Annotated in this window: 20 protein-coding genes; 9 read left to right on the plus strand and 11 right to left on the minus strand. The window is 45.2% G+C overall.

From position 1 onward, the window contains the following. Nucleotides 1–69: 69 nt before the first annotated feature. From QUB14_RS18790 to QUB14_RS18825, 8 genes are all read right to left on the minus strand, one after another. A complete protein-coding gene (locus QUB14_RS18790; RefSeq protein WP_333218582.1) occupies nucleotides 70–1,230 on the minus strand; it encodes an NDP-sugar synthase in 1,161 nt (386 codons plus the stop codon). 317 nt (nucleotides 1,231–1,547) lie between these two features. Then, nucleotides 1,548–2,363, minus strand: coding sequence for a segregation/condensation protein A (locus tag QUB14_RS18795; RefSeq protein WP_333218581.1), 816 nt, complete (start codon nucleotides 2,361–2,363; stop codon nucleotides 1,548–1,550). A gap of 66 nt (nucleotides 2,364–2,429) precedes the next feature. Beyond that, nucleotides 2,430–2,819 carry a LapA family protein gene (locus QUB14_RS18800; RefSeq protein WP_333218580.1) on the minus strand — a complete coding sequence of 130 codons (390 nt, stop codon included), beginning with the start codon at nucleotides 2,817–2,819 and terminating at the stop codon, nucleotides 2,430–2,432. A 200-nt stretch (nucleotides 2,820–3,019) separates the two neighbouring features. Continuing rightward, nucleotides 3,020–3,844 (minus strand): DUF3153 domain-containing protein, encoded by an 825-nt coding sequence (locus tag QUB14_RS18805; RefSeq protein ID WP_333218579.1) that lies wholly within the window; start codon nucleotides 3,842–3,844, stop codon nucleotides 3,020–3,022. Between the two features lie 242 nt (nucleotides 3,845–4,086). Further along, a complete protein-coding gene (locus QUB14_RS18810; protein WP_333218578.1) occupies nucleotides 4,087–5,391 on the minus strand; it encodes a metallopeptidase TldD-related protein in 1,305 nt (434 codons plus the stop codon). A gap of 197 nt (nucleotides 5,392–5,588) precedes the next feature. Next, on the minus strand, nucleotides 5,589–6,194 hold the full coding sequence (locus QUB14_RS18815; protein ID WP_333218577.1) for a hypothetical protein: 606 nt from the start codon (nucleotides 6,192–6,194) through the stop codon (nucleotides 5,589–5,591). A 77-nt stretch (nucleotides 6,195–6,271) separates the two neighbouring features. Then, on the minus strand, nucleotides 6,272–6,793 hold the full coding sequence (locus tag QUB14_RS18820; protein ID WP_333218576.1) for a tetratricopeptide repeat protein: 522 nt from the start codon (nucleotides 6,791–6,793) through the stop codon (nucleotides 6,272–6,274). Between the two features lie 47 nt (nucleotides 6,794–6,840). Beyond that, complete coding sequence (locus QUB14_RS18825; RefSeq protein WP_190663675.1) at nucleotides 6,841–7,200, minus strand: single-stranded DNA-binding protein; 360 nt, start codon at nucleotides 7,198–7,200, stop codon at nucleotides 6,841–6,843. Nucleotides 7,201–7,530: 330 nt separating this feature from the next. Between QUB14_RS18825 and QUB14_RS18830 the strand changes: the two genes are divergently transcribed. The 3 genes from QUB14_RS18830 to mreD all read left to right on the plus strand — a co-directional run bounded on the left by QUB14_RS18830 (nucleotide 7,531) and on the right by mreD (nucleotide 9,995). Beyond that, entirely contained in the window at nucleotides 7,531–8,538 is a 1,008-nt protein-coding gene (locus QUB14_RS18830; RefSeq protein ID WP_006632285.1) for a rod shape-determining protein, read from the plus strand. 87 nt (nucleotides 8,539–8,625) lie between these two features. Further along, nucleotides 8,626–9,432 (plus strand): rod shape-determining protein MreC, encoded by an 807-nt coding sequence (gene mreC, locus QUB14_RS18835; RefSeq protein WP_333218575.1) that lies wholly within the window; start codon nucleotides 8,626–8,628, stop codon nucleotides 9,430–9,432. After that, entirely contained in the window at nucleotides 9,429–9,995 is a 567-nt protein-coding gene (mreD, locus tag QUB14_RS18840) for a rod shape-determining protein MreD (RefSeq protein WP_190663673.1), read from the plus strand. Before mreC ends, mreD begins: the two co-directional genes overlap by 4 nt. A gap of 91 nt (nucleotides 9,996–10,086) precedes the next feature. Here mreD and QUB14_RS18845 read toward each other — a convergent pair whose 3' ends face one another. After that, nucleotides 10,087–10,878, minus strand: a complete 792-nt coding sequence (locus QUB14_RS18845) for an HAD family hydrolase (RefSeq protein ID WP_190738043.1) — start codon at nucleotides 10,876–10,878, stop codon at nucleotides 10,087–10,089. Between the two features lie 246 nt (nucleotides 10,879–11,124). On the opposite strand from QUB14_RS18845, the gene argB reads away from it, so the two are divergent. The 5 genes from argB (at nucleotide 11,125) to QUB14_RS18865 (ending at nucleotide 13,753) form a co-directional block, all read left to right on the plus strand. Next, nucleotides 11,125–12,036, plus strand: a complete 912-nt coding sequence (gene argB / locus QUB14_RS18850; RefSeq protein ID WP_333218574.1) for an acetylglutamate kinase — start codon at nucleotides 11,125–11,127, stop codon at nucleotides 12,034–12,036. Between the two features lie 235 nt (nucleotides 12,037–12,271). After that, a complete protein-coding gene (locus tag QUB14_RS28770) occupies nucleotides 12,272–12,388 on the plus strand; it encodes a DUF4926 domain-containing protein (RefSeq protein WP_445251854.1) in 117 nt (38 codons plus the stop codon). Nucleotides 12,389–12,866: 478 nt separating this feature from the next. After that, nucleotides 12,867–13,040, plus strand: a complete 174-nt coding sequence (locus QUB14_RS18855; RefSeq protein ID WP_333218573.1) for a type II toxin-antitoxin system VapB family antitoxin — start codon at nucleotides 12,867–12,869, stop codon at nucleotides 13,038–13,040. A 78-nt stretch (nucleotides 13,041–13,118) separates the two neighbouring features. After that, complete coding sequence (locus QUB14_RS18860; RefSeq protein WP_333218572.1) at nucleotides 13,119–13,412, plus strand: DUF433 domain-containing protein; 294 nt, start codon at nucleotides 13,119–13,121, stop codon at nucleotides 13,410–13,412. Further along, a complete protein-coding gene (locus tag QUB14_RS18865) occupies nucleotides 13,409–13,753 on the plus strand; it encodes a DUF5615 family PIN-like protein (RefSeq protein WP_333218571.1) in 345 nt (114 codons plus the stop codon). Before QUB14_RS18860 ends, QUB14_RS18865 begins: the two co-directional genes overlap by 4 nt. Nucleotides 13,754–13,821: 68 nt before the next feature. On the opposite strand, the gene QUB14_RS18870 is transcribed toward QUB14_RS18865, so the two are convergent. Together QUB14_RS18870 and QUB14_RS18875 are read right to left on the minus strand one after the other, a co-directional pair. Then, complete coding sequence (locus tag QUB14_RS18870) at nucleotides 13,822–16,176, minus strand: dynamin family protein (RefSeq protein WP_333218570.1); 2,355 nt, start codon at nucleotides 16,174–16,176, stop codon at nucleotides 13,822–13,824. Nucleotides 16,177–16,290: 114 nt separating this feature from the next. Next, nucleotides 16,291–16,503, minus strand: coding sequence for a hypothetical protein (locus QUB14_RS18875; protein ID WP_190738034.1), 213 nt, complete (start codon nucleotides 16,501–16,503; stop codon nucleotides 16,291–16,293). A 227-nt stretch (nucleotides 16,504–16,730) separates the two neighbouring features. On the opposite strand from QUB14_RS18875, the gene QUB14_RS18880 reads away from it, so the two are divergent. After that, nucleotides 16,731–17,231 (plus strand): DNA-binding response regulator, encoded by a 501-nt coding sequence (locus QUB14_RS18880; protein WP_333218569.1) that lies wholly within the window; start codon nucleotides 16,731–16,733, stop codon nucleotides 17,229–17,231. The last annotated feature ends 1 nt before the right edge of the window (nucleotide 17,232 follow it).

The following is a 17,232-nucleotide window of genomic DNA, read 5'->3' on the forward strand; positions in this document are numbered from 1 at the left end:
ATTAAAAGCTGAGATCATCAATGTAAAAGTAGGGTGCGCCTAGCGCACCTTACCTTGAGCAATTAGCAATTATTCAGGACGGAGAATTTCTGCGATCGCCCGCCGCTCCTCTCCGTCTTGAGTCGGTAAAACTTGGCGAGCGTCAGTAATCAGCCAATCGAGAGCCGCCGCTTGCAAATCGATCGCAGCCCCGGTTTTATCAACGCAGTAGCGCCCGAACACCAGTTTGTCAACCAACCGCACCTCCGGGCCCAAACGGGAATACTCAAAAATCACGCTGTTTTCCACAGTGGCGCCACTGCAAAGCCAACAATTTGGGCCGATCATTGTCGGGCCGATAATTGTTGCTCCATCCTCAATGATCGTCATCCCGCCAATGTAAACAGGCCCAGTAATATCAACCTTATCCCAGTTAACAGCTACATTCAAACCAGCGTAAATGCCGGGGCGTACTTCAATTCCGGGAATCGAAACATTTTTAACTTGTCCCAGGAGCACGCTCTGAATTGCCCGCCAATAGTCAGGAACTTTGCCGATATCCACCCACTCAAAGTCCATGCTAATCCCGTAAAAAGGGGCGCCTTCTGCTACTAGCGCGGGGAATAACTGCGAACCGATATCGTATTCCTCACCCGAGGGGATGTAATCGAATATTTCCGGTTCAAAAATATAAATACCAGTGTTAATGTCGGTACTCAGAGCTTCCTCTACAGAAGGTTTTTCTTGGAAAGCTTTTATTTTGCCAGACTCGTCTGTTACCACCACTCCGTAACTGGGAACCTCCTCGCGGGGAACCGATTTCATAACAATAGTAGCGATCGCTCCTTTTTCGCGGTGCCACTTCACAGCAGCAGTCAAGTCCAAGTCAATCAAAGCGTCGCCGCACAGCACCACAAAAGTATCGTCAAAAAACGGCGAGAAGTCTTGAATTCGTTTCATGCCACCAGCCGAACCGAGAGCCTCTCCAATCATTTCTCCGTCCTCAATTCGCCCTTCAAAAGAATAGGCAATTTGTACCCCAAACTTTTGACCGTCGCGGAAGTAGTTTTCAATCACGTCTGCCAGGTGGGAAACATTGACCATAATTTCGTCAAATCCGTGCTGGCGGAGCAATTCGACCAAAAACTCCATCACTGGCTTTTGCAGGATGGGAATCATCGGTTTGGGTATTGTCTGAGTAATGGGACGGACGCGAGTGCCTTTACCGGCCGCCAGAATCATCGCTTTCATTATTAACTTCCTCAACCCTCTGTTAATTGATATAAACTCAACAATTAGATGCTAGCGGTTGCGATCGTTGAATCGATCGAGCACAGCAAAATCCTGACCTGTTTATAGGCGACATCGTACCAGGCTATCAATCATTTATTCCGAATTTACCTGGATTTAAGAAACCAGGTATCGGGAATCACCAAGAACTTCACACTCCCGCTCTCCGCATTCGGGACTCAGCAACAGAATGCCATAGAGCGAGATTCTGTCTGGAATCTTAACCGACGCAGTGCCATAGTTATTAGTTTCCCCCGAGAACCTAATACCCTGCAAGCTCAAAGCGCGCGGATTTTCAGGTCTTGGTAAAACTCCTCTTGAAGCAACTCTACTTTAGACTGAGCCGACAGCAGCAACAACGCCCAAAAGATACCCACGCGGTCGTGATTTGGCAAGTGAACTTCCCCAGTCGATATTGGGTGTTCTGGGTTGACAGGAGAGTGCAAATCGTTATGATGCCAGAGTTCTAGCAATTTGTCCAAGTCCAGCCAACCCTCGTCAATTTCCGAACCCCGCTGAGCCAGAAACCGTTCGAGTTCACTAGCGGTTTCTACGAGATTTTCTTGGTGAGCTAGCTCAAAGATAGCCTGGGCCGCTTGCGATCGCATTTTTGAGGTAGGGCGGCGCCGGGGGGTCACAGTCTGCTCCATTGCTGCTTTCATTAGCTGCAACTGCTCAATCAGTTCTGGGAGAGTCACCGGGCGTTTTTGCGGTAGTTGAGCTACACCGCGACGGCGCAATTGCCGCTCTAAATGCTGCGGCAAGTGTCGCCCGCCTGAGTGCTCTGCGTCTTCTAGCGTCGCCTCCTCGGCCGAGTCGGGATTAGGGGGGGGTTCGGAGAGGACGATACTTTCTGCTTTGAGCAACACCAGCATTGAAGCGTACAAAAACGCTTGGCCGGAGTGGGACAAATCGGAGAAATCCTTACTCTGATCTGCATCGCAGGCGTTCGTAAGCTTGCTCAGACATCGATCGAACACTTCAATTACCTTAACGTCCCAAGGATCAATTTCTCCCCGTTCCGCTAGGTCAATTAAAATTGCGATCCCCTCGGAAATCGTTTCTAAGCCATCTTGGTCTCGGGAAACGGCCATTCGATTTTAGATTTTAGATTTTAGATTTTAGATTTTCCCTCTGAGAAAACGAGAGAGCATATCAAGTTAATTGGCGGTTATTTCAGCAGTTGTGCCCTCAATGGCTGCTATTTCTAAACTTATCGGTTCTGCACTTTCTAACAAAGGTTGTTTGGCTTCTACTTCTGCTTTATAGCGTTCAAGATTTTGTTCTAATTCCTGAATCCGCTGCTCTTTTTCGCGAACTTGGCGGAGCTGTTGGCGCGACGCGAGGGTTCGCTGCATTCTCGACCACAGACTGAACAGCCACGCTAGTGTTGCCCCTAATCCGGTCGCTACAATTAGTTCTACGCACAGCGGAGCTTTAACTTGGACGCCTTGGATAACTTGAATCGCGACGGGCTGTGTATTTTCGATACTGAAAAATACTAGAGCCAAGCAAATCAGAAAGATGAAGAAGAAATTTAGCGCTCGCATTTTCTCTGTTCCTAATTCTCAATTCAGGTTAAGCAAATTCTTGATCATTTGTCAACTGGTTTTTGGCAGATACTGCTAGTTTTTTTGATAAGCTCAAATCTGGTCAATTAACCATAATATCCGGGGAGGGGCGGGTTTATTGGAACTGTGAGAGTTGATTGAAGAGATTGGTTAACCCGCCCCAGCAGGACATATCCTCTTTAGGTTTGACCGATGTTTTGGGGTTTCTTGGCGATTAAGAGTGCTGGCAATATTTGATATTTCAAAGCAATGCCCGCAGCCACAAATAAGGCAATAATCAGCGCCCCAATTCCTACGGGACTGGGAATCCAGAATATCGCCTCCAAATAGTTAACTTCTCCGGGTTTGAGCTTCCAAACTAACTGTTTTCCTTGCTGATAGGTTTCGGGAACCAGCGCACCGGCGACAGTTTCAATACTTTTTGCGCCCCAAGGGGTGTTCAAGCTAAAGTCTAGCTCCAAAAGTCCCCCCGGACTCAGCAGCAGACTGCCATTAGAAGAAAGCAGTGAAAGAGAGCGCAAATCCAATTCCAAACTCAACCGATTTCGCAGCACCAATAACAAATTATTCTGCTTGACACTAAGGTGAGATTCAAACTTGGGCAAATCTGTTTCTAGCGGACTTCCGGTCCGATATTTTGTGGTTGGTGCGATCGGATTGTAAAATTGGTTGAACTTGTCTTGCAACTCTGCTCCATTATTGAAAGGAATCCTCACTAGAACTTCTGTGGGGGAAAGCCGTTTAGTTTTTCCGTCCAGCAACCTCACCCGGCTTTCTACGCTTTTCAACCATTCTGCAACAGTTTCGCTGCTGAAGCTCGTCAACCTTTCCCCCAGTTTAATGTGCTGCACGATTTCGCCGCGAGTTTGACTCTCAAAGTTAACCCCGACATCGTACTGAACGCATCCAGTCACTAGAGTTAAAAGGCAAAAAACCAAAGGTAAAAGAAAGAAAAAGTGCTTTTTCTTCTTCCGAGTTCCATCCTTGACATTTTGCTCTTTCATTGTACCTTTTTCCCTGTTTTTCCCTATTTGCATGAATTAGCAAAGCGTTGAATTGTCGGCACTGTTTCTGTGTTTTTATTTCCACGTCTGGACTTGCGAACCGCATACCAAAAACCCGGTTTAGGGGCTAGCGAAGGGCAGTTTCACAGATTCTTGGTGGCAGAAACCGGGTTTTTTTGATGTGAGTGCTAATATTTTTCTAGCAACAGTATCAGCGTCACCTGGAATTAACCGCACTGAACTTATTGCCTGGAAGCTACACCCAACTGTTGAAACAGCATACTCGGCAAATAGGCTGCACCGCCTACCCATTCGGCTTCGCTACTCAAATCTGCCAAATTTTTAAACGCTTCAAAAATGCTGCCTGCCACCATTGTATTCTTGACGCGACCCACAATTTTGCCTTTTTCTACTTTATAGCCTAAGTCCAAATTGACAGAAAATTCGCCAGCTAACTGATTGGACTGACCGGCACCTAAAACCTGCTCTACTATTAGACCTTCGTCCATGCTAGCAATCAAGTCTTGAGTGGCGGTATTTCCGGGGGAAATGCAAAAGTTAGTCAAATCAGGGCCTGGGCGAGACAATCCGCCACGAAAACCGTTGCCGGTTGATTGTACACCGGCGCGAGCTGCCCACCTGCGATCCCAATAAAATCCGGTGACAGTACCTTTGTCTATCAAGATTTTGCGGGTGGTGGGTGTACCTTCGTCGTCAAAGGGACAAGCAGAAGGGCCTAAAGTGGGGTCTTCAAAAAAGGTAAAGCGTTCGTCAAATAAGGTTTCGCCGATTTTGTCCGCTAGGGGAGAGGCTTTTTGAACTACTGCTTGACCTGAAAGGATGGTATCAAAGAGGCCGCCGAGGGTGCTAGCGGCGGCTCTGGGGGTAAATAATACTGGGTAGGAACCGCTGGTGATGGTGGCTGAATGTTCGGCGAGGCGGTATTTTTCCAGGAGTGATTCGAGGATGCTGTTGGTGTCGAGGGGACGATCGCGCGCTACGTCGTAACTGTATGCTTGCATAAAGTCTTCTCCCTTGACCAAATTTCCCGCGATCGAGCCGCTGATTATTTGGCTGCTTCTTTCGGCATACAAATCTTGCGTGGTGGCAATTTTCACGATGCCGCTGCGGACGTGAAAGCCGACATCTACCATAATATCGGGATTGTAGGCGTGAACTTGCTCGATCAGGTTTTTGCCGTTTTCGACTAATTCTTGAGTTGTGGGCGGAGTGTAGGTGGTTTCCGGGCCTTTTAGGTGGAAGTTGGAGGCGAGTTCAAATTCTGCGGGGTCGCCGATTTCGGCTGTTTGAATTGCTGCATCTACTAAATCGTCTATCCGCGTTAAATCAGTGGAACTGGCAAAACCGATTTTGCCTGAGTGAATCAGCCGGAGTGCTACGCCTTGCAGTGCTTTGGTTTGTAGGGATTTGAGGCGATTGTTTTCAAATTCGATGGGGGTGTCTTGACTCGACAGGTAGTATACCTCAGCCGCATCGGCGCGCTGAGAGGCCAATTTCAAAATCTGGTCTACGGTTGAATCGCTCACAATAATCGCCTTTCTGGTTTGGTCTTTTTTTTATTTTAGCAATTATCGCTATTCAACATCTGACTCCTGCCTCATGCTCGATAATTAATCCGTGTATCCGTGTCTAAATCACTGGTGGTGCCTTCCTTATTCCTTCTTCCTAACCTCAGCTACATCCGTTACATCCGTTAAGTAATCCGTTGCCGAACTTCCTTCTCCTATAATTGTAATTCACACTGTTTAAAAACATAGTTAACGGCTGCAAACAGTCGCTCTAAGTCCTGAATTGTATAGAAAAATTTATTTTGAGTAAACATTTCTAATTTGAGCTTGCCAAACTGCCACATTACCCCATTAGAAACACTACCAAAGATAGTTTGTTCTGGCTCATTGTTAAGTCGCTGCACGGCGATCATTTCTGCCAAACACTGCCCCCATCCTTCATCAAATGCGCTCTCTTTCTTGGCTTCAACTAATATGAAATAGGGCTTGTCAAAAACTACTGTGCCGAGGGGGGAGCGCTTCGCCAATATATAATCTGGAATTCCTGACAGATTCTCATTATAGACTAAGGTTTGGTGACTCCAGAGGATAAAATTACTTCGATAATTTTTCCAAACTTCTTTTAATACAGGATAAATGATATTTTCACAAATGGCGATTTCCGAGTTGTCAAATACTCCCTCATTGAAAATCAATTCTAATTCATTCCGAAAAACTTCGCTGACTGCAAATTCTGTTTCGACAATGAAATTATCCCGCAGGTAATTAATTTGGAATTCTTTGGCGACCGCACTGATACTTTTATAATTGCTAAAAGGCATTGCTTAACTTCTCTCAGTAGGGTTGAGGTGCGCCGAGGCGCACCCAAGAGATAGAGTTTGTGCGAATGAAAAAATGATTAATAACTAATAAATAAGCCGCCTAAAATTAGCCCGATCGCAATTAACGCCACCCAGATAAACCTATTATCTTTTGTATTAACCTGACTCAAATCTACAGGCTCTGGTACGATGGGCTTGGGTTTAGCGTACTTGATATCAGCTTTTGGATTAGCTTGAAAACTGATTGATTGATTTTCATCTAAAGCTGCCAAATCAGGGATTTTCACCATCCATTCAGGAGGGATAGTGAGTTTGGGAGCTTCGAGAATGAACAGCAAGCGCTTTGCTTGCTGGCGAGTTTCTTGGCGGGGATGGCGGGTGAGCGCACGGCAAAGCTCGATCGCCCTTTCTGTATTGCCAGAGGCTTCGTAGGCTGTCACTAACCACATCTGCACCTCACCGCCCAACCGGGAATTTCGATCGACTAAACCGGTAGCTGTTTCTAAACTCTGCACAGCTTGAGCATACCGGCCACTCTCAAAAGCTACTTGCCCAGCTTGGTACTCAGTTTGAACAATTTCTAACTTTTCTGGAGTCACGAGCACCCACCCAATTCACAAATATTAATTCCCAAATTCCCCAAACGCTAGAATTCGCTGTTGTGTTGCGACATACCGGACTCGTTGTCGCGTTTGGAACCCAGCAAATCTAAATGGTCTACTTTAATTACCGGCTTCGAGCGATTTGAACCCGTATTGCGGTCTTGCCAGCGATCGAACTTCAAAGAGCCTGTTACGCCAATTAGAGAGCCTTTGCGAACGTAGTCAGCCGCAATCTGCGCTGTTTTGCCCCAGATTTCCAGATTGAACCAGTCTGGTTGATCGCTGTTCTTGGTTCTGCGATTCACTGCCAGCGTCAAACTACACTTAACTGTACCCGACTCAAAATACTTAACGTCCGGGTCGCCGCCGACGCGGCCTACTAAAGTCACAACATTAAGACTCATAAACTTTTTTGGGAATGTGGTCGATCGGTGATGTAGTTAAACAGTCCACACGCGCATTAGCCTCCAAACTTAACTTGGAACAACGCTTGTGAGGCTTCATCCTGATTGTACACCCAGTTAGGAGAACATATTGATGGTGGATGATTGGCAAGTCTGCGCTCAACCTGAGCTCGACAATGTACATTTCTGACTAGACTCAGGATGAAAAACGTAATAGAATCCACCTCGGTTACACTTTTGTAACAACATTATTGCACACAATAGTATTTTAGTTTTTGGGGGGGGTACGAATCAGTGGGTCTTCTCAATCGATTTTCGTTATCTAGAGATATGGGTATCGACCTCGGTACTGCTAACACGCTCGTTTATGTATCGGGCAAAGGTATTGTTCTGCAGGAACCTTCTGTAGTGGCGATCGACCAAGATTTAAAAATACCGCTGGCTGTTGGAGAAGAAGCCAAAAAAATGCTCGGGCGCACGCCAGGGAATGTCATAGCACTGCGCCCGCTTCGCGACGGGGTAATTGCAGACTTCGATACGGCGGAACTGATGCTCAAAACTTTTATCCGCAGGGTTCACGAAGGCCGAAGCTTAGTTTCGCCGCGGATAATTATTGGCATCCCCAGCGGTGTCACCGGAGTAGAGAGGCGTGCTGTCATTGAGGCGGCGACTCAGGCCGGTGCTAGAGAAGTACGGTTAATTGATGAACCCATCGCTGCGGCGATCGGGGCTGGACTGCCTGTTGCTGAGGCGACTGGCAATATGATTATAGATATAGGCGGAGGTACGACGGAAGTTGCGGTTTTGAGTTTGCAAGGTACGGTGATCAGTGAGTCTGTGCGGGTAGCCGGCGACGAACTCAATGAGGCGATCGTCCAATACATGAAAAAAGTTCACAATTTGGTCATCGGCGAACGCACTGCTGAAGAAATTAAGATTCAGGTGGGTTCTGCATATCCCACTCCAGAGGATGACGATGTAATGATGGAAGTGCGGGGCTTGCACTTACTGTCTGGTTTGCCGCGAACTGTTACTATCAAAGGCCCAGAAATTCGCGAAAGTATGTCGGAACCGCTTTCAGTAATTGTGGAAGCTGTCAAGCGTACTTTGGAACGCACCCCCCCGGAATTAGCAGCAGATATTATTGACAGGGGAATTATGCTGGCTGGTGGTGGCGCGCTGATGAAAGGTTTAGATACTCTGATCAGTCACGAAACAGGAATTGTCACTCACGTGGCAGCCGATCCGCTGTGCTGCGTGGTTTTGGGAACTGGTAGGGTATTGGAAAACAAACAGTTGGAACGGGTTTTCAGCGGGCAGTCGTCGCGTAATATGTAGTTAACAAATTTGGGATTGTGGATTTAGAAATACGGCTGCAATCTCAAATCTAAAATCCTGACTTAACAATTTTAGATTAGTGAAATTATGCTAAAAAATACATTCCGAAAGTGGTGGGATCTGCGGCTGCAAATTGCTCTTTTAGGTTTAGCTGTAACTGCAGCTTGGGGAGTTCGGCAAACACAAGGTGCGGCAGTATTTGAAGTTTACAATTGGGTGACTCGTCCGTTTCACGCCAACGGCTCGGGGCAAGAGGAACTCATCTCGGCGCGCACTCAAGAATTGCAAGCGCAGCTATTAGAATTAGAAAATCAAAATCAGAAGCTAAAAGAGCTTTTAGGTTACGTTTCGGCTAAGAAACCAGCAGGGATTGTAGCTCCTATTGTCGGTCGCAGCGCCGACCACTGGTGGCAGCAAGTAACCTTGGGGCGCGGCAGTAACGATGGCATCAAAACAGATTTTACTGTGATGGGTCCCGGCGGTTTAGTAGGTAGAGTTGTCAGCGTTACTCCTAATACTAGCTTGGTGCTGTTAGTCAGCGACGCTACGAGTCAATTGGGTGTGGGAATTACCCGCAGTCGCCACATGGGTTTTATGCGCGGGAAAGGCGGAAATAAGGCTGTGATGGAGTTTTTTGAGAATGTTCCCAATGTCAAGCCTGGGGATGTGGTTTCAACTTCTTCTTACAGTCAGTTGTTCCCTCCTGGTTTGCCGGTGGGAAAAGTGGTTTCGGTGGATATGAATAAAACTCCGGCTCCAGAAGCTGTTGTTGAGTTCTCTGCACCGATGAATTCTCTGGAGTGGGCGGTGGTTTACCCGCACTCTAAGCAAGCCGAACCGAATGAGTCGCAGAGTCAATCTTCAGCAGCATCTGAGGGAGCACAGCAACAATGAAAGCTTTATCTCGGATGTCTTCGCGATCGCGCCAATTTCTCAACTTCGCAGTTACATTTCTATCTGTGATGCTGTGCATACTGATATTGCCCACTCGGATGCCGGGAATGGAATTGCTCGGAATTGGACCGAACTGGCTGTTAATTTGGTTGGTAGCTTGGAGTATTAAGCGGAAACGTACAGTTTGGGGAGCTGCTAGCATGGGCTTGGTTTTGGGGTTCCTTCAAGATGCGATGACGGCTCCTCATCCCACCCATGCTGTAAGTCTAGTTGTTGTAGGAGTCTTAACAGTTGTTTTGCAAAAAACCTGGTCGATTCCGGTAGATATTGTTGAGAGAGATCCGATCCCGATGGCGCTAATTGTGTTTGGGATGGCGGTGGTAGCGGAAACGGTGATGGGGCTGCAATTTTTTACTATGGGCGATCGGGCTTTACTGGAAATTTGGAGCTATCACCAGCGAGTGGCTTTGTGTTCTGCTATTCTTAGCAGTCTTTGGGCTCCGGTGATTTATTTTCCGCTCAATCGCTTGTGGGAAATGACCAGGAATGTAGAAAAGCCTTAGTCAGCCATTACTCATCAGTCATTAGTCCTTAGTCCTTAGTCAACAGTTAACAGTCAACAGTTAACTGTTAACTAATTACTGTTAACTGTAGTCATTCTACTATTACTTGTTGGCCGGAACCTAATAAGTGATTAACGGCAATAATCAAGTTGCTGAGAATGAAATTAGGCTGGTGCTTTTGGAGTTGATAGCGGCTGCGAATTCCGCAGGTAACGGCAATTGTAGGTATTCCCAATGCTTTTCCTGCGAGGATGTCTGCTTCTGTATCTCCGATCATCCAAGCCGAACCCAGCGATGACTCAAATTCTTCTGCAACTTCAGCCAACAATTCAGTTTTTAAGGCTGTATAGTTGTGATAGGCGGCATCCGCCATCTGAGTTCCGCGAATGCTGGTAAACAGTCTGGCTAAACCGTAATTTTGTAACAGTTGAACGGCTTGATTTCTCGGCCGCAGGGTGACTAAAATCAGCCGCACGCCGCGGGAGTGCAGAAGTCCGATCGCCCATTGCACTCCCGGCTGGATGCGATCTAAGTGCAACAAATCTGGCTGATTGACAATCTGACTGACGCATCCGAGAAAAACGTGAATTTCTTCTCCCCACAAGCCGGAACTTTTGGCTATTTCAGCATCGGGCACTCGGTTTTGTTTCATTTGCCAAAACTGCTGTTTGCTGAGGATTTGAAGGTTGAGGTTGATTCCCCTAGCAAGATAAGCTGCTTGAGTATCGGCTAATCCTTGTTGATATGTGGCATAGTAGCGATCGGACACATCGACGATCGGCCCGTCTAAATCGCAAAATACCGTCATCCGGGGGGACGAGTCAGCCTCTGAGGGTAGCTTGTACTGAAGGTTTTCGGAGTTTTGGGCGACAGCAGTTAACATAAAACGTTAAGTAAATCAAGGGAGCTATACATTTCTTGACTGTAGCAAGAAATGTATAAGTTATAATACATAATTTTAAATGACATCATTAAAAAAACCTATTAAATTTTTGAGAATGGGGTTCAATAAAGGCGATCGAGCCTGTGCGTCCATAACTTCAAGGGAAAAAGTGATTTTTGTGGCTGTTAATATGTGCTTTAGCCATTAAAGTTTAGAATTAAGTTTTTAGTCTTTTGTAATTTACCCATGCTCAAACAAAGCGATTTTGTTAGGAATTCGGACACTAATCGAGTAGAGGTGCTGTCCGAAGCACTACCTTACATTCAACACTTTGCCGGTCGCACCATTGTGGTCAAATATGGCGGTGCGGCGATGAAAGATAGCAATCTCAAAGACAAGGTGGTTCGGGATATTGTGCTGCTAGCTTGCGTGGGGATGCGTCCGGTTGTGGTTCACGGCGGCGGCCCGGAAATTAATATTTGGCTGGAAAAATTGGGAATTGAGCCGCAATTCAAAGATGGTTTGCGTGTGACTGATGCGGCGACGATGGAAGTTGTAGAAATGGTTTTGGTGGGGAAGGTAAATAAGGAAATTGTTTCGTTAATCAACCAAGCTGGCGGCAAAGCAGTGGGACTGTGCGGCAAGGATGCCAATCTGATTCAAGCTCGTCCGGACGGCAGGGAAGGAATTGGGTTTGTTGGTGAAGTCAGCGGCGTGAAAATAAATATTTTGGAGTCTTTGGTGAACAGCGGTTATATTCCGGTGGTGTCTAGCGTGGCGGCCGATGAAAAGGGTCAATCTTACAACATTAATGCTGACACGGTGGCGGGGGAAATTGCTGCTGGTTTGGGAGCGGAAAAGTTGATTTTGATGACTGATACGGCGGGAATTTTGGAGGATTATCACAAGCCAGAGACTCTGATTGCTAAGTTAGATATTCAGGAAGCGAGACAGTTGGTTGAGTCGGGAGTTGTGTCTGGGGGGATGATTCCGAAAGTTAATTGTTGTGTGCGGAGTTTGGCTCAGGGTGTGAATGGTGCTCACATTATTGACGGTAGAATTCCTCATGCTTTGCTGCAAGAAATATTTACGGATGCGGGAATTGGGTCGATGATTGTGGCTTCTGAGTTTAGCAGCGCGAACTTAAGGCCTAAATAAGGGGTAAATCCTAGCGTGGGGAGGGCGGGTGCGTGAAAGGGGTAAACTCGCTGCGATCGTTTATATCCTAACTAAACCTGCCCCTAAAAACCTAGAGAAGGTACTTCTGGGAAATTACTTCAACTAATTCTAACCGTTGTTGGATTTCAGCTTTTGTTAAACTACGATCAAAACCTTTAGACTTTTGGATTCGGTTGCGATTTTCAAGCCGATTTCAAATACGCGATTAGCGCTAGTGGAACCAGAACACGCATCTATTTCTAGTTTGCCAGTTGGACTTGTGGGAACTATTGTTGAAGTGTATGATACGGGAAATGAATGTCAGTATTTAGTGGAGTTTGCTGATAGTTAAGGGAGTGAATATGCTATGGCTATGTTAAAAGCAGATGCAATTTTAGTTCTGCAATATGAACTTGCATTTGCTTAGTAATGTGAGGGGAATAGAAGTTAGATAAGGGCGCTTCCCTACGGGATAGCTCCGCTTCACGCACTTTAGGAAAAAGAACAATTGCGTTACACCCAAAACATTAGGAAACTGCTTTGAGGTATTGCGTGACAGGCTTCAAATCGATGTCATCGTGGGAAGTCAGTATTTTAAATAAATGACGCGGGATGCCGGCTGCAATCAAAACTTCCAAATCGCGATCGAGCTTTGAGCAGTCCTCATAAATGCCGACTTGCCTGCTTTAAGCAAGCTAAACAGGCTTTTCATTCTCCCGTGAACTAAATGCGGAAAGCGATCGCCCATTGATAGAGTTTGAGCGCTACACTAAAATTACAGCATTGTTCGGTGGCAATTGCGTGATACCCTACTTGCACGAGGAGAATATATGGTAACTACGCTCGAAATTGACAAAACTCTCCTTCAAGAAGCCCTTGATTTGAGTAACCATCCAACACCTACTACATTAATTGAAGCAGCTTTACGCGAGTACATTCAACGTCGCAAACAACTAAAAGTAATGGAATTGTTTGGTACTATTGACTACGACAATGAAAATTAGGTGAGGTTAAAGTGTCATCAACACAACCGACTTTTAGGGTAAGTTATAATCAAGATCGATGTGTCCGGTTAATTTATCATGACTACACAATCTGCTTCGCGTTATGTTGCACGTCACCCTGAAATCTTGCAAGGGGAACCAATTATCGCAGGAACGAGAACTTCCGTTCGTGCGATCGTGGAATTGTGGCGCTTGGGTATCACTCCTGAAGAAATCCCGATGCACTTACCTCATCTGAAATTAGCTCAAATTTTTGACGCACTGAGCTTTTATTTGGATAACCAAGAAGAAATAAATACTTATATTGAGCGGAATCGAATTCCTGAAGAATTGATTCATCCTGCTGTAAAAGCTGCCCTGAAAAAACCGTGAAACTATTTGCAACTATTCATACGGATGAAGATGTTTCTAGGCGGGTAGCTACTTTGCTTCGGGCTAGGGGTTTTGATGTGACGACAACGAGCGAACAGGGAATGTTGAGTCAATTTGATACCCAACAATTGGCTTATGCTGCATCTGTCGATCGATGTTTGCTGACTCATAATCGCGTGGATTTTGAGCGGTTACACCTAGAATATATGACAGAAGGACGGGAACATTCTGGGATTATTGTGACTCCTCAAAAGAACGCCTATGAAATTGTCCAACGGGTTGCTATTCTGTTAAATACCTTAACGGCTGATGAAATCGCCAATCAGCTTTTATATGTGTAAATTGAGCGTCTATTGAAAGATTAGCGATCGCACTTTGGGAAAAAAGGGCGATCGTACTTTCTCTAACTTTACTTAACGGGCTTCCAACTATTGAGAGATTCCCGAATCGAACTTAATTGACTGAGGTACTCAATAAGCTTGGCTTTTTGATACTCAAGACGAGCTAGAATTTCCGGCGCTTCTGCTTCTTTCGTTTCCCGTTCCTTCAAAACGCGATCGAAGTCATTTTGAAACCTGTTGATATAATCATTGATTTGCCGTTCTGCACTTCGGAAATCAGCTTCCACCTGTTTTCCAATGACTCGCTCTAACAGTTTTTTATTTCTAGCTGTCTGCTCATCTATTTTGCGGTCGATCGAATCTAATGTTTGGCGTAAATCAACTTCAAAGAAGGAGCGATTTTCCGTTACAGGAACATCAGCATGATAGACTTCATCTGAATTGCAACAGCGACTTTTTCTCCCTGTTTCTTTCTTGCTAGTTCCGACAACTACTGCTAATTGGACATCTTTAATCCGTGCATCAATTCCGGGAAAATCAAAGCTGGGAAATTGAATCGGGTTGATGTTTAGTTTCACCTGCAAAGCATCGCCCAGATAAGCAGACAGTTCATCTGAGATTTTTTGGATATCTTTTTGAATTATTTTGGCTAACTCTTTGCGAATATTTGTTCCATCTCGAACAAGCTCATCTTGAGTATCTATCCACCAATTATGAATGTGTGGCGCACAAAACTCATTGATAGTTCCAACAATTTTCCCAGCTTCTGCCTTCGTTTTACACCGAAAAATGCACGGATCGAACTCTTCACTATCAACAATCTGTTCAGAGGCAGAGGTACTGAAAGCTTGTGGAATAGACTCACCCAGTATATCCAACAAGGATGCACCTAACTTAAAGACTCTCCCTAGGCTTTGACCAAAGCCAGGGATTAATTCTAATACGGCTTCTCCCATGTCTCCTACTCTTTGTCCCCAGCCTATATTATCAGATGTTGCTGGTGGTAGTTGACGACTTTGTTGAGTTTTTTTTGGCTTTGGAGAGTTGGCGGAACGAGACTTTGCAATTTTATCTATCTCACTGGCTATCTGAGCTTTAGCCTCATTAGCAAATGTGTTAATGCCTTGACTAAATCCTTTGATTAGTGTTTGCTTCTGTTCCTCTACAGTTTTCTTTACAGATTCAATGTTCGCCCTCGCATTCTCCGAACGTCTTCTGTAGTCTTCTACTTTTTCTTTTAGGGCTTCAATCCCCATTTCCCAACCCCTGATATCTGTATTCAGAGTATCTTCAATTGCCTTAGCAGCTTTATCAATTTCTGCCACCACCTCACTCAATAAATTCCAGCCTGAATTTTGAGTAATCCTTTGAATGACTGTTTCTTGAATGCTCGAAATACCGCTATCTTGCAAAGCTCTTGGTGCAATCTCTTCAGGTAAAGGAATTACTCTCCTGCCTTTTTCATCTCTCTCAGCATATTTGGCACTAAAGAAATCCTCAAAATCTTTTATCTCCTTGTCAGTTGCTTTTCCTTGCTGAATCAGTTTCGCTAGAAGTCCTTGTCGAGAACTAGCAGGGTAAATAACTGGATTGCAAAAGCCAAAGCCAACTAACTCTCGCTCTAAATCTTTAATGACATCAGCAATTTCTTTGTCTCTCTCTGTTTTTTGGTCAACTTTATTCAAAATAAAGTAAATTTTTCCCGTGTTCTCAGCTATAAAATCCTTACGATTTTCAACAACATCCTTAAACAAATCAGCAACTGCATTATCTTTGTAGGATGCGTAGTTTAAAATAAACAGAATGGCATTGCAGGTTCGCAGTGCTTCTAGTGCTGTCTGCTTCAGTGCATTTATGTTGAAGTTTGCAGACTCCCACTCATTAGGGCCGGGAGTATCAACTAAGGTAAAGCCTGTGAGAGAAGATAATTGGCTAATTGCTTCAATCGGATGCTCTATCTCAAAGCGTGTAGTGTTATCAGGATTGCCTTGTTCTCTGATTTCACGGGTACGTAGCAGGAATTTTTCCTGAATTTTGCCAGCGTCACCCTCAACAAGAATGACTGGTTTTCTTTGTCCTTCTCGATACTCTAAAAGTTTAGGAGTTTCGCCTGGTTTAATGTGTCGGACATCTGTACGGCAGATAGTACAGGCGGCCGTTTCACTCGCCAGTACATCAGCACCAATGATAGAATTTAAGAAGGTGCTTTTGCCAGCTTTCATTGCTGCAATGACAGCTACTTGATACTTCTGATCTTGCAAAGCCTTTAAAGCTTTTTTAATTTCATCTTCAATGCTTTGTAGCCCTTGACTTTCATCTCCCTGAATGCCGAGCCCCTCTCGAAATTCTGTAAGATATTGTAAGAGGCGATAACCTGTGTCCTTGATGCTGTTGTAGGCTGCTTGGAATTCTTGAGAAGACATAAATTAATAATGGTGAAAAAAAATGACACAAAGATAATTGCCCGCTCATTTCAGTCGGTTTCAACCGACTTTAGTTATTAGCCAGGGACTTAAGTCCCTGGCGCGATTCAAGCTTTAATCAGAAAAAGCCTTGCTGATCCCATAAAATGCCAAACCAGCCAACGCACCTACGGCTACACCAACGGGCCCAGCAGCAGCACCAATACCAGCACCTCCGCCAACGGCACCAACTGCCGTCAAACCTGTAGCAGCTACCACACCAGCACCCACAGCACCACCCGCAGCAGCGGAACCTGCCGCTTTCGCTATTTCATCACCCTTAGCCATTGAAATACCTCAGTGTAAGGAACAAAAACTAACTGTTTGACTAACGAAAGTTAATTAAACAGGCAAAATTTGAAATATCGCGATCGCACTTTCCCGCTTTTCTAAGTATTTGCACTTAGACAATGAGTCGGTAATTTAATCCTAGACTACCTATTGTTAGCAAACCACTAACAGACGCTATCAACTTCGGTTATGCTATCGTTAGCCACATCTCAACACACCCGAAAATGGCATCAAAAGAAGACTTATTTGCCGAAGCCGCGAAACACTGGGACTTAGAAAGGCTGTACCAAGCTTTTGCAGAAGCTAAACGGCAAATCTCTCCTCGATCGCGCAGGGGACTAACCGAAACAGAAAAACTTTACCTGCGAGGATTGCTTTCCGGTTGCAGTCCCGCCGAAATCGCCCGCCAACTGTTTCAGAGTTCCAAAAGTGCAGAGGTTTATTTATGTAAAACTTTATACCAATATGTTAAAAAAATCGCAGATGTACCTAACGAACCTGTAGGAAATTGGCGCAATATTTGCGATCGGCTACAGGAAGCCGGATATAAAACTCAGTCTTCTCCTGAATTTAAAATAAATAACTCTGTACCTACAGAAGCATTAGTAAAAATAGTTAATATAGGTTTTAAAGAAAGTACAGTATCAATTGATATTAACATTCGACTAGAATTTCCCTCAACTTCAGAAGCGCCGAAAACAGAAGATTTGGATAAAAACGGTTAGA

The sequence above is a fragment of the Microcoleus sp. B3-D2 genome, assembly GCF_036705345.1.
GTDB lineage: Bacteria > Cyanobacteriota > Cyanobacteriia > Cyanobacteriales > Microcoleaceae > Microcoleus.

Bases quoted from the DNA above. Each gene is read 5' to 3' on its own strand.
- QUB14_RS18790 (WP_333218582.1), bottom strand. From the start codon at position 1,230: ATGAAAGCGATGATTCTGGCGGCCGGTAAAGGCACTCGCGTCCGTCCC.
- QUB14_RS18795 (WP_333218581.1), bottom strand. From the start codon at position 2,363: ATGGCCGTTTCCCGAGACCAAGATGGCTTAGAAACGATTTCCGAGGGG.
- QUB14_RS18800 (WP_333218580.1), bottom strand. From the start codon at position 2,819: ATGCGAGCGCTAAATTTCTTCTTCATCTTTCTGATTTGCTTGGCTCTA.
- QUB14_RS18805 (WP_333218579.1), bottom strand. From the start codon at position 3,844: ATGAAAGAGCAAAATGTCAAGGATGGAACTCGGAAGAAGAAAAAGCAC.
- QUB14_RS18815 (WP_333218577.1), bottom strand. From the start codon at position 6,194: ATGCCTTTTAGCAATTATAAAAGTATCAGTGCGGTCGCCAAAGAATTC.
- QUB14_RS18825 (WP_190663675.1), bottom strand. From the start codon at position 7,200: ATGAGTCTTAATGTTGTGACTTTAGTAGGCCGCGTCGGCGGCGACCCG.
- QUB14_RS18830 (WP_006632285.1), top strand. From the start codon at position 7,531: ATGGGTATCGACCTCGGTACTGCTAACACGCTCGTTTATGTATCGGGC.
- mreC (WP_333218575.1), top strand. From the start codon at position 8,626: ATGCTAAAAAATACATTCCGAAAGTGGTGGGATCTGCGGCTGCAAATT.
- mreD (WP_190663673.1), top strand. From the start codon at position 9,429: ATGAAAGCTTTATCTCGGATGTCTTCGCGATCGCGCCAATTTCTCAAC.
- QUB14_RS18845 (WP_190738043.1), bottom strand. From the start codon at position 10,878: ATGTTAACTGCTGTCGCCCAAAACTCCGAAAACCTTCAGTACAAGCTA.
- argB (WP_333218574.1), top strand. From the start codon at position 11,125: ATGCTCAAACAAAGCGATTTTGTTAGGAATTCGGACACTAATCGAGTA.
- QUB14_RS18855 (WP_333218573.1), top strand. From the start codon at position 12,867: ATGGTAACTACGCTCGAAATTGACAAAACTCTCCTTCAAGAAGCCCTT.
- QUB14_RS18860 (WP_333218572.1), top strand. From the start codon at position 13,119: ATGACTACACAATCTGCTTCGCGTTATGTTGCACGTCACCCTGAAATC.
- QUB14_RS18870 (WP_333218570.1), bottom strand. From the start codon at position 16,176: ATGTCTTCTCAAGAATTCCAAGCAGCCTACAACAGCATCAAGGACACA.
- QUB14_RS18875 (WP_190738034.1), bottom strand. From the start codon at position 16,503: ATGGCTAAGGGTGATGAAATAGCGAAAGCGGCAGGTTCCGCTGCTGCG.
- QUB14_RS18880 (WP_333218569.1), top strand. From the start codon at position 16,731: ATGGCATCAAAAGAAGACTTATTTGCCGAAGCCGCGAAACACTGGGAC.